Below are 15372 nucleotides of genomic sequence, written 5' to 3'. Positions count from 1 at the left end.
TAAACTCTTGTAAAACCAAGAGTTTATAAAGACAAGTTTACAAAAAGGAATCTAAAAATATATAGTAGATTCCTTTTTTGCATATTTAATATTTTAGTATAAACATTATAGTAATATGAAACTTCAAGGTAACATAGTAGATATACAAAAGCAGCGTATATATAAAGGTGAAATAATAATAGAAGGCGGAAAAATTGTTGCTATAACAGAAAAAAAACATAGCAATAACAACTATATTTTACCTGGTTTTATAGATGCTCATATACATATAGAAAGCTCTATGTTGGTACCAAGTGAGTTTGCCAAACTAGCTGTGCGTCATGGAACTGTTTCAACAGTAAGTGATCCTCATGAAATAGCAAATGTACTTGGTGTTAAAGGTGTAGAATTTATGATTGATAACGGAAAGCAAACACCATTTAAGTTTAATTTTGGAGCACCGTCTTGCGTTCCTGCAACTAGTTTTGAATCTGCTGGAGCTGTAATAGATAGTGAAGCTATAAAAACATTAATGGCAAATCCCGATATAAAATATCTTGCCGAAATGATGAATTATCCTGGAGTACTATTTGATGATGAAGAAGTGCTTAAAAAAATAGCTTGGGCAAAACATAATAATAAGCCTATTGATGGTCATGCACCTGGACTAAGAGGAGACGATATTACTAAATACATTGCTGCAGGTATTTCTACAGATCACGAATGTTTTACTTATAACGAAGCCTTAGAAAAGCTTCAAAAAGGAATGAAAGTTATTATTCGCGAAGGAAGTGCTGCAAAAAACTTTAATGCTTTAATAGATTTATTACCAGAATATTTTGAAAATATGATGTTTTGTAGTGACGATAAGCATCCAGACGATTTGCTTTTAGGTCACATTAATCAGTTATGCGCCAGAGCAGTTGCAAGAGGATTAGATGTTTTTAAGGTGCTACAAGTTGCATGTTTAAATCCTGTAAAGCATTATAATTTAGATGTAGGTACTTTACAAATTGGAGATAACGCAGATTGTATTATTGTAGAAGATTTAAAACACTTTAAAACACTGCAAACCTATATTAATGGTGAGTTGGTTTACGAATTTGGTAAAGTAAATATTAAAGATGTCACTTTTAAAAATTTAAATAATTTTAATTGTGATAAAAAAGAAGTTTCAGATTTTAGGTTTGAATCTTCAGCACAAAAAATTCGTGTAATAGAATGTAATGATGGAGAGTTAGTAACCAATGAGATTATTGCAGACAGTCTTATTAAAAACGGAAACTTAATCTCTAATACAGAAAACGATGTTTTAAAAATGACGGTTGTAAACCGTTATAATAATGCAAAACCAGCAATTGCTTTTATAAAAAACTTTGGATTAAAAGAAGGAGCAATAGCAAGTTCTGTTGGTCACGATTCACATAATATTATTGCAGTTGGAGTAGATGATGCTTCCATTTGTAAAGCAGTAAATGCTATTGTTAACGCTAAAGGTGGAATATGTGCAATTAGCACTTCCAGAGAGAAAACTGTAGCACTACCAGTTGCGGGAATAATGAGCGATAAAGATGGCGAAACTATTGGTAAACAGTATGCCCAACTCGATAAAATGGCAAAGCAAATGGGTAGTAAACTTAATGCACCTTATATGTCATTATCTTTTATGGCTTTACTTGTAATTCCAGCATTAAAATTAAGCGATAAAGGTTTATTTAATGGTAAAAATTTTAAGTTTACAAAACTAGAAGCAAGCTAAATGCCTATACTAAGCACAACATATAAGCCTAAATTTATATTTAGAAATGGACATATTTCTACTATATATTCTGGACTGTTAAGAAAAGTAGATGGTATAACTCAAAAACGAGAACGAATTACATTACCAGATAACGATTTTTTAGACTTAGATTGGAGTTATGCAAAACAGAAAACAAACAAACTGTTAATTGTTTTACACGGTTTAGAAGGAAATGCCCAACGCCATTATATGTTAGGCTCTGCTAAATTGGCAAATAAAAATAATATAGATGCTGTTTGTGTTAATTTTAGAGGTTGTAGTGGAGAAGTTAATACTAATTTTCAATCGTATCATTCTGGTAAAACAGATGATTTAGCTTCGGTGATAAAACATATTACAAATAAATTTAATTACGATACTATTTTTCTTAAAGGTTTTAGTCTTGGTGGAAACGTAATATTAAAATATTTAGGAGAAAATAATCAAATTCCAAAAGCGATAAAAGGCGCAGTTACGGTTTCAGTTCCTGTATATTTAAAAGGTTCTTTAAAGCGCTTAATGTCTAAAGAGAATTATTTTTATTCTAATAAATTTTTAAAAGATTTAAGGTATAAGCTAAAGGAAAAACACAAACTATTTCCAGAGAATATTAATGATGAAGATTTAAAATCTGTAAAAACGCTTCAGGATTTTGATGATATTTATACCTCAAGAGCGCATGGTTTTATTGATGCATTCGATTATTATGAAAAATCGAGTAGCCTTCAGTTTTTAAAAAATATAAAGATACCTACATTATTAATTAATGCACAAAATGATTCTTTCCTATCTAAAGAATGTTATCCAATAGAAGCTGCAAAAGAAAATAAATATTTGCATTTAGAAATGCCTAAATATGGTGGACACGTAGGATTTTATGACATTAATAATACTTATTATTCCGAAAAAAGAATGCTTGAGTTTATACGAGAATTATAAATTTATATAGTACCTAAATTACTTTATTAGCGATTTAAAATAGTTGTAATTACTAGTTTAAATCTTTCAACTATAATAGATTGGAAGAATTTTCCTTACATTTAGTACCTAAACCAACCATTTTATGCTTAAAAAAGTTTTCGCAAGTGCTGTATTTGGCGTTGAAGCTTCCACAATAACTGTGGAAGTAAATGTAGATTCAGGAATAGGTTATCATCTTGTCGGGCTTCCAGATAATGCTATAAAAGAAAGTAATTATCGTATTGCTGCAGCATTACAAAATAATGGATATAAAATTCCAGGAAAAAAAATTACTATAAATATGGCGCCTGCCGATTTACGTAAAGAAGGATCTGCTTACGATTTAACTTTAGCTGTAGGTATTCTTGCTGCATCAAAACAAATACAAGCAAATAACTTAGAAGAGTATTTAATTATGGGAGAATTATCTCTCGATGGCAGTTTACAGCCTATAAAAGGTGCTTTACCAATAGCAATAAAAGCTAAAGAAGAAGGCTTTAAAGGTTTTATTTTACCAAAACAAAATGCAAAAGAAGCTGCTATTGTAAACGATTTAAAAGTTTACGGTATTGAAAATATTAAGCAGGTTATTAATTTTTTTGATAAAGGAGAAGAGATAGAGCAAACCATAATTAATACACGCGAAGAATTTTATAAAAATTTAGATTATCCAGATTTTGATTTTGCAGATGTTAAAGGTCAAGAAGGAATAAAACGTTGTATGGAAATTGCAGCAGCTGGCGGACATAATATAATTTTGGTTGGTCCTCCTGGAGCTGGAAAAACAATGCTAGCAAAACGTTTGCCAAGTATTTTGCCACCAATGTCTTTAAAAGAAGCTTTAGAAACCACTAAAATACATTCTGTAGTTGGGCGAGTAAAAGCAGATTCTGGATTAATGGCACAAAGGCCTTTTAGAAGTCCACACCATACAATTTCTAACGTCGCTTTAGTTGGTGGCGGAAGTTATCCGCAACCTGGTGAAATTTCGTTATGCCATAATGGTGTTTTGTTTTTAGACGAGTTGCCAGAATTTAAACGAGAAGTTCTCGAGGTCATGCGACAGCCATTAGAAGACAGAGAAGTTACTATTTCTAGAGCAAAATTTACTGTTACCTATCCTTCTTCTTTTATGCTGGTAGCCAGCATGAATCCAAGCCCGAGTGGTTATTTTAACGATCCAGACTCTCCTGTAACCTCAAGTCCTGCAGAAATGCAACGCTATTTAAGCAAAATTTCTGGACCTTTATTAGACAGAATAGACATACATATAGAAGTAACTCCTGTACCATTTGAAAAATTATCCGATGAGCGTAAAGGAGAAGCATCTATAGATATTAGAAAACGTGTAACTAAGGCAAGAGAAATACAAACAGAGCGCTTTAAAGACTCAGAAACTGTACATTATAATGCACAAATGCATGTAAAACATATTAGAGCTCATTGCAAATTAGATGATGCTTCTAAAACGCTATTAAAAACAGCTATGGAACGTTTAAACCTTTCGGCTAGAGCATACGATCGAATATTAAAAGTATCTAGAACAATTGCCGATTTAGAAGGTGAAAAACAAATAAACGGAAGCCATATTAGTGAAGCCATTCAATACAGAAGCTTAGATAGAGAAGGCTGGCTAGGCTAAACGATAATTTTTATAGAATTTTATATTAATATTTCCTTTAAATTTTAAAATCACAAAAAACTTAACTAACAAATTATGCCTAAACCAAAAGGAATGATTACAGCTGCAAAAGCTAAAGAATTAAACGATAATTGGACAAATTTAAGAGCCGATGCCAATGAAACTGCTGCAGGTAAACCAGACAACCGTTCATCATGGTATTCACTAGAAGATATGGAAAATTTTCTAAAGCAAATTAAAGAGGATAACTCTAATGTAAATGGAGTACGTTTTTATTTAGGAGTTGAAACAACAGAAGAAGATAAAAAAGGTTTAACAACAATTTTTATGGTTCCAACCAAAGATGATGGTAAAGGTAATAACCAAGATATACCAGATGCAGATGGTATGGATAGAGGTGCAGTAGGTGTACCTCCTAATCAGGGATATCCAAATTAAACAGATTTGGATTTTTTTTTAATAAATAACTATAGTCTTATAATAAAACTAATTATTATAACAGCAGTAATTGCTGGGATTTTATCTTATAAAAAATTTAAAAACACTCCAGTTACTTTCTTTATTAAAATTTTAATTGGTTTATTAATTATAGAGTATGTTGGCAGTTATCCATTATATTATAATACATTTAATTTTTTAAAGCCAATTTACAATTCAATATTTAGAAAAAATTATTGGTGGTTTACTATTGCATACGATATAGTTGTTATTATTTTATTTTCAATTTTTTATCAAAAAATACTAGTTAGTCTAAAATTTAAAAGAATTTTAAAGTATGCTACGTGGGTGTTTGCAGTTGTTTCTTTTTGTTATGCAGCTTTAAATTTAGATGCTTTATTTAACCAATTATTACCTGTTGTTCAAATTTTTGGAGCACTTATAATATTGCTTTGTTGTATTCTATATTTTTTAGAGTTGTTATTAAATAATCGTATAATATATTTTTTTAAATCTATATATTTTTACATTACCATAGGTATATTTTTGTGGTGGATAATAATTACTCCTTTAGTTTTTTTCGATTTGTATTTTAATAATTCAGATTGGAATTTTATATTCTTGCAATGGCAAATTTATTTATTTGTAAACTTTTTTATGTATACACTTTTTATAATAGGTTTTATAGTCTCGGAACCAGAAAAAATTACTTAATCATTTTTTTTTGTTACTTTTAGTGCGCTATTAACTTATAAAACTAAATTCATCATGTAATCTTGTATTTATTCTTAACAATACAAATTAAAAATTAGTAAAATTCTTTTGCTAAATCTAACCTTAAAAAAACTAAAAATGAAAAACTTATTTACCTTAGTATTAGGCTTAATTATTGGAGCATTAATAATGTATTTTTTTTGCTGTAAAACAGAAAATTTAGGCGCTGTTGAAATAACAAAACCTAGAGGAGTAATAACACCATCGGAAGCCGCTATTTTAGACGAACAATACAACTCTAGACATGCGCTTATTAGCGATTCAATTGTAGACCGTTCAGATAATCGCTCATCTTGGTGGTCTTTAGAAGATATAAGAAACTATTTAGATTATGCCGAAAACCAAAGTAGAGAATTAGGTTATGCTATGGATGGTTTACGTGTATATTTAGGTGCTTACAAAACCGAAAATGGAGTAGTAGGTTACACAACTATGTTTATGGTGCCAACATCTAGTGAGATTGTGCAAGATTCTATAAAAGGAGGATCTGCAAGAAGAGCTGGTAACGGTGGAGATATCCCAGGTGGAGATCCTTTAAATATGGGACAGAATGGTACACCACCTGGAGGAAACTATCCTCAGTAAAATTTAGATGGAATCATTTATTCAAAATAATTTTGGTAATATTACAAAAGGAGTAGAAATTATAGCAGCTGTTACAGGTATTTTTTATTATAAAAAGTATAAAGGTACAGCTGCAATATTTTTTATTTATTTTTTACTATATGCAGTATTTGTTGAAAATTTTGGCAATTATACAAAGCTAATTAATAATAATTTTTTTCATACATTTTTAAATAGTTTAAAAAATACTGTATTTGTAAAAAATTATTGGTGGTATCAAATTTTTTGGATTATAGGAGCTCCAATTTTTTTTTCATTTTATTTTTTTAAAATTTCAAACAGTTTAACTATTAAAAAATATATAAAAATACTCACTTTTCTTTTTATTATATTTTCTTTCTTTTTATTAATTTTTAATTGGAATTCTCTTAAATACGGATTTATTAAAATAATAGATTTACTTAGTTTAGCTTTAATACTATTTTTAGTTTTTAGTTATTATTTTGAACTTTTAAAATCTAACCAGATACTATATTTTTATAGATCAATTAGTTTTTATATAAGTATAGGTGTTTTATTATTTTGGTTAATAATAACGCCTATGACATTTTATGAGATTTATTTTTATGATGCTGATTGGGAGTTTATAGTTTTAAAATGGCAAATATATCTATTTGCAATAGTGTTTATGTATACCACATTTACTTTAGGTTTAATAGTCTCTAAAACAAAGCAATATACGTCGATTAAAAAATGAATAAATAAATTTTTACTAGAACTATTAAAATAAATACTTAAGCACCAATTTTTGCTAATATTTAATTTACCAAGAGAATATAAAATAAAACCTAAAAATGAGTAATCAACTATTTGTTTATATAATATTTCAAGAGCTAAAAAAAACTACAGCAGCAGAACGTTATTTACTAATTTACATGATTGTAATATTAGTAATAATTACATCTTTAGTTATTTTATTTTTTATTGTTTTTCAAAAAAGAAAAAACAAATTATTATTAGATAAAATTAAACAACAACAAGCTTTTGATGCAGAACTTTCCAATGCACAAACAGAAATACAAGAACAAACCCTAAAAAACATAGGTTGGGAGCTACATGATAACGTAGGACAAATGTTAGCAGCAGCAAGTATGCAAATGAACATTTTAAAAACCATGATTGGAGATGATATAAAAGAAAACTTTTCTGAGGCAGCAAGTACCGTTAAAGAGAGTTTAAAAGAAGTAAGAATGTTATCTCGAAGTTTAAATAACGAAGTGATTTTAAATATTGGTTTCGAGCAATCTATTGAAAACGAATTAAATAGATTAAAGAAAATGAAATTCTCCACAGCAAAACTACTTGTAAAAGGAGAAATAATTCCATTCGAAAATAAAAAACACGAAATAATAGTATTTAGAATTCTTCAAGAATTTTTTTCGAACACCGTAAAATATTCAGAAGCTAAAAATCTAATTGTTAAATTAGACTACTCAAACGATTACCTTAATATTATTGCTAGCGATGATGGTAAAGGTTTCGATATGGATTCGGTAAAAAAAGGTTCAGGATTATTAAACATGAAAAGCCGTGCAGAATTAATTAATACCACTTACCATTTAACTTCTAAAGTTGGTGAAGGCACAAAACTAGAATTAAAATATCCTTTTAATAATAAAACCGAATTCTCTTAATACCTTTAAATTTTTAGAATATTAAAAGTATAATTTATCTAAAAAAACTATGCACGCATAATAAATTAATAGTTATATTTGTTTAAATAATATTTTAAAATGCAAACTAAACTCACACAAATTCTAAATATAAAATATCCAATAATTCAAGCACCAATGTTTTTGGTTTCTAATGTATCAATGGTTACAGAAGCAATGAAAGGAGGAATTGCAGGTTGTATACCAGCGCTTAATTATAGAACATTAGAAGAGTTAAGAGATGCAATAAAACAATTAAAAGCAAATAAAGTAGAAGGAGGATCTTTTGGCTTTAATTTAATTGTAAATAAATCTAACCCAAAATATAAAGCACAATTAGAAGTGATTTGTAATGAAGGTTGCGATTTTATTATAACCTCTTTAGGTAGTCCAGAAGAAACAATAAAACAAGCACATAAAGCAGGAATTAAAGTGTTTTGTGATGTTACAGATTTACGTTTTGCAAAAAAAGTAGAAAGTCTTGGTGCAGATGCTGCCATTGCAGTTAATAACGAAGCAGGAGGTCATAGAGGTAATTTATCTCCGCAAGAATTAACAAACCAATTAAGTAAAGCATTAAGTATTCCTGTAATATCAGCTGGAGGTGTTGGTTGTAAAGCAGATATAGATAAAATGTTAAGTTATGGAGCAGAAGGAGTTAGCGTAGGAAGTCCATTTATAGCATCTGTAGAAGCTAATGTAACAGACGAGTATAAGCAAGCTTGTGTAGATTATGGTGCAAAAGATATTATAATGACACAGCGAATTTCTGGAACACCTTGTACTGTTATTAATACACCATATGTACAAAAAATTGGCACTAAAGAATCTTGGATAGAATCTCTTTTAAACAAAAATAAAAAACTTAAAAAGTGGGTTAAAATGATTCGTTTCTCAATAGGAATGAAAGCCACAGAAAAAGCAGCTAAAAAAGCCACCTACAAAACGGTTTGGGTTGCAGGACCAAGTATAGAACATACAAAAGCCATTTTACCGGTAAAAGCTATTATAGCTAAGTTGGTTAATTAATTTCTTTAAGTTAAAAACACAACGTAAAAAACAAGCTTTCTTTTTGTATTATTTTTTATTTTGTAGCTAGAGAAACCTCTAATAAAAAATGAAAAAAATAGGAATTGGTATTATAGTTTTAGTGGCAATATTTATATCGCTACTTTATTGGTCGTTGTCTAGTACAGAAAAAACTTTTAAAAAAGGAGAACTCTTAAATATTAATAATATTGAAACTATTAATTTTAAAAATATAGATTCTGTTTTAATTTCTGCAAGTACATTATATAAGGCTAATAATATTAAAACGCTCATGCAAGGCGAACAATATAGAAAAGCATGGGAAGCACCTATAAAAGTGCCAATAGTTTTTTTAGATTCTTTAAAAGGTGGTTTAAAAATTTTAAAAGAAGGAGGAGGAAAGCAAACACACTCTATAAAACTGCTCTCTAAAAATGGAACTAAATATACTTTAAGAGGAATTAATAAAGATCCAAAAAAATTAATTCCAGAATTTGCCAAAACCTTTGGGTTAGAAAATATTATTGTCGATGGAATTTCTGCACAACATCCCTATGGTTCTATTTTATCTGCAGCATTAGCAAAACGAGCTAAAATACTAAGTACAGAACCTCAAGTTGTGTTTGTTCCTAAACAAGAAGCGTTAGGAACATTTAATTTAAAATACGGAAACCGTTTGTATCTTTTAGAATATGAAACAGAAGGAGAAACAAACTGGACAAACTATAAAAATGTAAGCGAAATTGTAGAAACAGATAATTTACAAGAACTAAAACTAAAATCGCAAAACAGTATTGTAATTGACAAATCAGTTTTAATTCGTGTTCGCTTATTCGATTTTTTAATTGGAGATTGGGACAGGCATGCAAAACAATATGGATGGATTTTACAAAAAAACAATAATAATTACACAGCAATACCACTAGCAGGAGATAGAGACAATGCTTTTTTTAAAAGTGAAGGACTAATTCCTTCCATTTTATCTAATAAATATGTTATTCCAGAATTACAAGATTTTGAAAAAGAAATCGATTTTTTACCAGGATTAGTATATCCTTTCGATAGGTATTTTCTGTTTAATACAAATGAAGATATATTTATAACTGAAGCAAAAAAACTTCAAGAATTATTAACCGACGATGTGCTAAATAAAGCGCTAAATGTTTGGCCTAAAAACATTAGAGCGTTAGATGGACAAGATATTATTAGCACTATTAAAGCAAGACGCACAGACTTAGTCGACTATGCTAAGGCATTTAAAAAAATAATAGACGAAAAAGGTTTACTAACTGAAGCATTAAAAGGCTCTGAAGATTTAGCCTTACCAAAGGAACTCCTGCAATGTTTTGATTGTAATTAAGATTTTCCTTTCTCAAACCATTAAGCTAACTTTGTTTAACGTCTGTTATAAAACATTAAAACGATTTCATATCAAGGCGGAACATTGTCATTCATTGCGGAACGCACTCTAAATCTGAATTTAAAAACAACTCGTTATTATGAAAAAAATTATTCTAATTATCATTGCTTTATTTTGGATTTCAAGTTTAGCTGTTTTAATAATTTCATTAACTGATTTATATTCAGAAAATATTTTTAAAGAACATCGCCTAATTGTTGTAATCGGATTTATTACAATAACTGGACTTTTAAAACCAATTTATAATTCAGTAATCAAAGAAAATAAATAATCGGATTTTATCACTCAAACGGATTTCAAAAAGTTTGCGGAACTAAAAAACGACTGACCAAAACTGTAAGAAAAAAAATAACGAAATGGCAACACCGTATATAAAAAAATGCTAGTTTTATACTAAACCAATGTTAGTTGCTCGTTTGCTAGCTTCTGATTTTCCTTCGGAAAATCCTCGCTCACAAACACGCAACTAACCATACACAAACACGTTAAACAAACTTTCTAAAAACACCAACTAAACCAATCCATTAATAATATCAACATTAACAACATGCTTTCCTTTAAAAGCAATAATGTTTACATCTTTTCCAAACAACTCATTTGCACGACTTGTTTCGTAAGCAATACGTTCTTCATTTAAATATTCATCTTCAGTACCATAAATTAAAGATACTTTCGCTTTTAAATGTTTAAAATCGTTAGCAACTAACTCTTTTGGTATTCCGCCAGAATGTAAAACTAATTGCGCACATTGTAATTGTCTGTTTTTTATATAACGAGTTGCTACACTAACACCTTGAGAATAACCTAAAACAATAAGGTTTATATGGTTAGGTATTTTTTCTTCAGCTAAAACAGCATCAAAATAACTCATTATATTTTCTGTTTCAGTTAAAGTGTTTTCTTTAGTTAACCAGCTGGCGCCAACATGTTTAAAACCTTTTTGGTAATATAAACTTGGTGCTTGTGGCGCTATTATATAATTTTCTTCAGTATTTAAATTTTTAAAATATTTAATAAAATATTTACTTAAATAGCCCATACCATGGCAAACAAACCAAACGTTTTTAGTTTTTTCTGTAAGTTTATTTAAAGTAGAATAAGGTTTTGTAGTAGTATAAAATATTTCCTTTTGGGTAGATTGCATTGCGTGTTTTGTTTCGTATTTTTGAAGTTATAAAAATACAGTAAATAGATGACTCTTACTAAAACCGAAATGCTAGCTCAAGCAAATATTGCAAGTAAAAACACCTTAATGGAAACATTAAATATAGAAATGATAGATTTTGGTGAAGATTTCCTTGTTGCAAGAATGCCTGTAACACCTAAAGTGCATCAGCCAGACGGCGTTTTACATGGCGGAGCAACCGCAGCATTGGCAGAAAGTGTAGGTAGTTTTGCATCTCATATTTTTACAGATACAGAAAATATGTTTGTGCGTGGTTTAGAAATTACGGCAAACCATTTAAAAAGTATAAAAGAAGGATTTGTTTATGCAAAAGCCACCTTTTTACATAAAGGCAGAACCACACAATTATTAGATATTAGGGTAACAGATGAGGCCGATAATTTAATTTCTATTTGTAGACTTTCTACAATTTCATTACCCAAAAAAAAGTAGTAAATGTCTCAGGAAGAGTTTTTAAAATCTGCTCAAAATCAATTTGACGATGCTTTACCATTTGTAATATATCGAAAACCAAATACTTTGGTTGTAAAAGGTTTGTTTCAAAATAACGATACAGTTTACACTTCAGAAAATTTAACAGAAAATGGTTTCGTGTTTTCGCCTTTTAATTCAGAGAAAAAAACAGTTTTAATTCCTTTTTTAGAGTCTGTAGCACTTCAATCTAATTTTATAGATCTTAAACCTGAAGAATATTCTAATAAAATAGAATTAGAAACTTTACCTCAAACAAAAAGTTTTCATATTAATCTTGTTGAAAAAGCAATACAAACTATAAAAAGCAACCACTTAACAAAGGTTGTAATTTCTAGAGAAGAAGAATTTTTACTTAAAGAAAGTAATCCTATACAATTATTTAAAAGACTATTGTCGCATTATAAATCTGCATTTGTATATTGTTGGTATCACCCAAAAATAGGCTTATGGTTAGGCGCTACTCCAGAAACTCTACTAACAGTAACAGGTAATAGATTTACCACAATGGCATTAGCAGGAACACAAAAATATGTAGATAATTTAAAGCCTGTTTGGCTGCCAAAAGAAAAGGAAGAACAACAATTAGTAACCAATTTTATAGTAGATAATTTAAATAAGTTAGTTAGTAGCTTAAAAGTATTAGATGTAGAGACTGTAAAGGCAGGAAAATTATTGCATTTACAAACTAAAATATCTGGAACTTTAAATTCTAATTTAAAATTGGTAGTTAATGCTTTACATCCTACACCAGCCGTTTGTGGTTTGCCTAAAGAAAAGTCCAAAAAATTTATTTTGGAAAACGAAAATTATAATCGTGAGTTTTACACTGGTTTTTTAGGAGAAATAAATAATAAAGAAAAAACATCAAGAAATACTAACCGTAGAAATGTTGAAAATAACGTTTATACATCTATAAAAACAGTAACAAATTTATATGTAAATTTACGTTGTATGCAATTAACAGATGTTAAAGCAAAACTTTATGTTGGAGGCGGAATAACAAAAGATTCTGTTCCAGTAGATGAGTGGGAAGAAACTGCAAATAAAGCTCAAACAATGAAAAAGGTTTTATTTTAATTCTATTTAAAAAGCCTATTTTGTATTTTTGTACCTTAGATGAAACACCCAAAAATTCCACTCGCTCAAACCGTTGTTCAGCTTTGTAAAGCTAAAAATATACAACATATTGTATTATCTCCTGGTAGCCGAAATGCACCATTAACTATAGGTTTTACACACGATCCTTTTTTTAAATGTTATAGTATTGTAGACGAGAGGTGTGCTGCTTTTTTTGCACTAGGTATTGCTCAGCAAATACAGAAACCAGTTGCTGTTGTTTGTACTTCGGGAAGTGCTTTATTAAATTATTATCCTGCTATTGCAGAGGCGTTTTATAGTAATATTCCTGTTGTTGTTTTAAGTGCAGACCGACCAAAGTATTTAATAGGAATAGGTGATGGGCAAACAATAAATCAAGAGAATATTTATAAAAATCATATTTTATATTCTGCAAATTTAAAAGAAGATTTAGCTGAAGATAATGCACTGCAAAAAGAGAAGTTACCAATATTAAAAAATACAGATAAAAAATCTCTAAACTATACAGTTTTACAGGAAAAAATACAGGAATACAACGAAGAAGAGATAAATAAGGCTATAAATATTTCTGTTTTACAAAAAGGACCAGTACATATAAATATTCCTTTTAATGAGCCTTTATACGATATAGTAGATGAACCATCAGTAAAACCAAAAGCGTTTTCTTTAGAGAAAAAAGAAAATATAATAGAAGATTTAAGTAGTTATATTTCGCTTTGGAATTCTTCAAAACGTAAGTTAGTTTTAGTAGGTGTTAACCAGCCAAATACAGTAGAACAAAAATATCTCGATTTTTTAGCTCAAGATAATAGTGTTTTAGTACTTACCGAAACAACTTCAAATATTCATCACGAACGTTTTATTCCAGGAATAGATAAATTAATAGCAGCTTTAAATACTCAAGAACTTAATCAATTAAAACCAGATATACTATTAACTTTTGGAGGATTGGTAGTATCTAAAAAAATTAAAAAATTCTTACGCGATTGTAATATAAAAGCACATTGGCACATTGGAGAACATAATGCAAACGATACTTTTTTTGCATTGCAAAAAGTGTTTTCTGCACCTATAAACACCTTTTTTAAAGCGTTTTCACCTTTAACAAATAAAGTAGAAAGTAATTACAATGCTTTATGGTTAGAAGCCTTTAATAGTAGAAGAGAAAATCATGAAAAATATATAAAAAATATACCTTTTAGTGATTTTAAGGCTTTCGACATAATATTAAAAGCCGTACCAAATCATTCTCAATTACAAGTAGGAAATAGTTCTGCTATTAGATACATGCAACTTTTCGATTTAAAAAATGATATAAATGTTTTTTGTAACAGAGGAACAAGTGGTATAGATGGTAGTACAAGTACAGCAATAGGAGCAGCTTTAGCATCTAAGCAGCAAACTACTTTTATAACAGGCGACTTAAGTTTCTTTTACGATAGTAATGCCTTATGGAATAATTACATTCCAAATAATTTTAGAATTATAGTTGTTAATAATGGAGGTGGAGGTATTTTTAGAATTCTTCCAGGCCACAAAAACACTACTAATTTTGATACTTTTTTCGAAACAAAACACAAGCTCACATCAAAGCAATTATGCAATATGTATGGTATAAATTATGCCAAAGCAACAAACGAAAGTGAGCTGTCTATAGCGTTAGATGATTTTTATAGCGAAACAAGACAACCAAAATTGTTAGAAGTATTTACACCTAGTACAAAAAACGATGATATCCTTCTTAATTATTTTAAAGCAATAAAGTAATTAACCGATAGTTTTTTCCGTTTATCGATAGTTTAATAATTTTTTGTTTAGCCATTAATTTTATTGGTTTAAAAAAAACGTATATTTAAAAAGAAATTAATACAACTTAAAACTAAAATTATGAGCAAAAGAGACGATTTGATAGCTAAGTATGCTGCAGATTTAAAAGACAAATGTGGTACAACTCCAGATATGGATTTTTTAACAAAAGTTACAATTGGTTGTGGACCTTCTATTTACAATAAAGACGCAGCAACAGTATCTGGTTCGGATCAAAGCGAGTTAGATACAGTAAAAAACAATTTTTTAATCAAAAAATTAGGTTTAAGCGATTCTGCAGATTTAGATAAAGCTATAGATTCTGTAATGGAAACTTATGGGCGTTCTAATAAAAATAAATATAGAGCAGTTGTTTACTATTTACTAGCTAAACATTTTAAAAAAGAATCTGTTTACAAATAGATTTTTTTTCAATAAAATTCTAAAAGCACTATAATATATTTGTAGTGCTTTTTTTTTGTAAATTATTTTAGAATTTTAATAATATAA

The 15372-nt window shown here is 28.9% G+C and carries 14 protein-coding genes; 13 read left to right on the top strand and 1 reads right to left on the bottom strand.

Features of this window, described 5'->3' with window-relative positions; all coding sequences use genetic code 11:
- The first annotated feature begins 115 nt into the window (after window positions 1-115).
- The 9 genes from ade to BWR22_RS08935 all read left to right on the top strand — a co-directional run bounded on the left by ade (window position 116) and on the right by BWR22_RS08935 (window position 10569).
- Window positions 116-1738 carry an adenine deaminase gene (ade, locus tag BWR22_RS08985; RefSeq protein ID WP_076733353.1) on the top strand — a complete coding sequence of 541 codons (1623 nt, stop codon included), beginning with the start codon at window positions 116-118 and terminating at the stop codon, window positions 1736-1738.
- Window positions 1739-2698 carry a YheT family hydrolase gene (locus BWR22_RS08980; protein ID WP_076733352.1) on the top strand — a complete coding sequence of 320 codons (960 nt, stop codon included), beginning with the start codon at window positions 1739-1741 and terminating at the stop codon, window positions 2696-2698. It begins immediately after the preceding gene.
- Window positions 2699-2822: 124 nt separating this feature from the next.
- Entirely contained in the window at window positions 2823-4361 is a 1539-nt protein-coding gene (locus BWR22_RS08975) for a YifB family Mg chelatase-like AAA ATPase (protein WP_076733351.1), read from the top strand.
- Window positions 4362-4436: 75 nt separating this feature from the next.
- On the top strand, window positions 4437-4799 hold the full coding sequence (locus BWR22_RS08970; RefSeq protein ID WP_076733350.1) for a hypothetical protein: 363 nt from the start codon (window positions 4437-4439) through the stop codon (window positions 4797-4799).
- A gap of 852 nt (window positions 4800-5651) precedes the next feature.
- Window positions 5652-6158: a hypothetical protein gene (locus BWR22_RS08960; protein WP_076733348.1), complete on the top strand. Its 507-nt coding sequence runs from the start codon at window positions 5652-5654 to the stop codon at window positions 6156-6158.
- A gap of 833 nt (window positions 6159-6991) precedes the next feature.
- On the top strand, window positions 6992-7831 hold the full coding sequence (locus tag BWR22_RS08950) for a sensor histidine kinase (RefSeq protein WP_083678261.1): 840 nt from the start codon (window positions 6992-6994) through the stop codon (window positions 7829-7831).
- Between the two features lie 99 nt (window positions 7832-7930).
- Window positions 7931-8878 carry an NAD(P)H-dependent flavin oxidoreductase gene (locus BWR22_RS08945; protein WP_076733346.1) on the top strand — a complete coding sequence of 316 codons (948 nt, stop codon included), beginning with the start codon at window positions 7931-7933 and terminating at the stop codon, window positions 8876-8878.
- 88 nt (window positions 8879-8966) lie between these two features.
- The gene (locus BWR22_RS08940; RefSeq protein ID WP_076733345.1) at window positions 8967-10238 is read left to right on the top strand and encodes a hypothetical protein; all 1272 of its coding nucleotides are present in this window, start codon (window positions 8967-8969) and stop codon (window positions 10236-10238) included.
- A gap of 139 nt (window positions 10239-10377) precedes the next feature.
- A complete protein-coding gene (locus BWR22_RS08935) occupies window positions 10378-10569 on the top strand; it encodes a hypothetical protein (RefSeq protein ID WP_076733344.1) in 192 nt (63 codons plus the stop codon).
- Window positions 10570-10809: 240 nt separating this feature from the next.
- Here BWR22_RS08935 and BWR22_RS08930 read toward each other — a convergent pair whose 3' ends face one another.
- Window positions 10810-11442, bottom strand: coding sequence for an alpha/beta hydrolase (locus BWR22_RS08930; protein WP_076733343.1), 633 nt, complete (start codon window positions 11440-11442; stop codon window positions 10810-10812).
- A gap of 48 nt (window positions 11443-11490) precedes the next feature.
- Between BWR22_RS08930 and BWR22_RS08925 the strand changes: the two genes are divergently transcribed.
- The 4 genes from BWR22_RS08925 to BWR22_RS08910 all read left to right on the top strand — a co-directional run bounded on the left by BWR22_RS08925 (window position 11491) and on the right by BWR22_RS08910 (window position 15285).
- A complete protein-coding gene (locus BWR22_RS08925) occupies window positions 11491-11916 on the top strand; it encodes a PaaI family thioesterase (RefSeq protein ID WP_076733342.1) in 426 nt (141 codons plus the stop codon).
- Between the two features lie 3 nt (window positions 11917-11919).
- Entirely contained in the window at window positions 11920-13035 is a 1116-nt protein-coding gene (locus tag BWR22_RS08920) for a chorismate-binding protein (RefSeq protein ID WP_076733341.1), read from the top strand.
- A gap of 39 nt (window positions 13036-13074) precedes the next feature.
- Window positions 13075-14823, top strand: a complete 1749-nt coding sequence (menD, locus tag BWR22_RS08915) for a 2-succinyl-5-enolpyruvyl-6-hydroxy-3-cyclohexene-1-carboxylic-acid synthase (RefSeq protein ID WP_076733340.1) — start codon at window positions 13075-13077, stop codon at window positions 14821-14823.
- 120 nt (window positions 14824-14943) lie between these two features.
- Complete coding sequence (locus BWR22_RS08910) at window positions 14944-15285, top strand: DUF2853 family protein (RefSeq protein WP_076733339.1); 342 nt, start codon at window positions 14944-14946, stop codon at window positions 15283-15285.
- The last annotated feature ends 87 nt before the right edge of the window (window positions 15286-15372 follow it).

Source organism: Lacinutrix venerupis (genome assembly GCF_001971745.1).
GTDB classification, from domain to species: Bacteria; Bacteroidota; Bacteroidia; order Flavobacteriales; family Flavobacteriaceae; genus Lacinutrix; species Lacinutrix venerupis.
Note: the sequence above shows the minus strand (reverse complement) of the source record. Positions and strands in the feature narration are given on the sequence as shown.

Excerpts from the sequence above, each read along its gene's own strand:
- ade (WP_076733353.1), top strand. The coding sequence starts at position 116 with ATGAAACTTCAAGGTAACATAGTAGATATACAAAAGCAGCGTATATAT.
- BWR22_RS08980 (WP_076733352.1), top strand. The coding sequence starts at position 1,739 with ATGCCTATACTAAGCACAACATATAAGCCTAAATTTATATTTAGAAAT.
- BWR22_RS08975 (WP_076733351.1), top strand. The coding sequence starts at position 2,823 with ATGCTTAAAAAAGTTTTCGCAAGTGCTGTATTTGGCGTTGAAGCTTCC.
- BWR22_RS08970 (WP_076733350.1), top strand. The coding sequence starts at position 4,437 with ATGCCTAAACCAAAAGGAATGATTACAGCTGCAAAAGCTAAAGAATTA.
- BWR22_RS08960 (WP_076733348.1), top strand. The coding sequence starts at position 5,652 with ATGAAAAACTTATTTACCTTAGTATTAGGCTTAATTATTGGAGCATTA.
- BWR22_RS08950 (WP_083678261.1), top strand. The coding sequence starts at position 6,992 with ATGAGTAATCAACTATTTGTTTATATAATATTTCAAGAGCTAAAAAAA.
- BWR22_RS08945 (WP_076733346.1), top strand. The coding sequence starts at position 7,931 with ATGCAAACTAAACTCACACAAATTCTAAATATAAAATATCCAATAATT.
- BWR22_RS08940 (WP_076733345.1), top strand. The coding sequence starts at position 8,967 with ATGAAAAAAATAGGAATTGGTATTATAGTTTTAGTGGCAATATTTATA.
- BWR22_RS08935 (WP_076733344.1), top strand. The coding sequence starts at position 10,378 with ATGAAAAAAATTATTCTAATTATCATTGCTTTATTTTGGATTTCAAGT.
- BWR22_RS08930 (WP_076733343.1), bottom strand. The coding sequence starts at position 11,442 with ATGCAATCTACCCAAAAGGAAATATTTTATACTACTACAAAACCTTAT.
- BWR22_RS08925 (WP_076733342.1), top strand. The coding sequence starts at position 11,491 with ATGACTCTTACTAAAACCGAAATGCTAGCTCAAGCAAATATTGCAAGT.
- BWR22_RS08920 (WP_076733341.1), top strand. The coding sequence starts at position 11,920 with ATGTCTCAGGAAGAGTTTTTAAAATCTGCTCAAAATCAATTTGACGAT.
- menD (WP_076733340.1), top strand. The coding sequence starts at position 13,075 with ATGAAACACCCAAAAATTCCACTCGCTCAAACCGTTGTTCAGCTTTGT.
- BWR22_RS08910 (WP_076733339.1), top strand. The coding sequence starts at position 14,944 with ATGAGCAAAAGAGACGATTTGATAGCTAAGTATGCTGCAGATTTAAAA.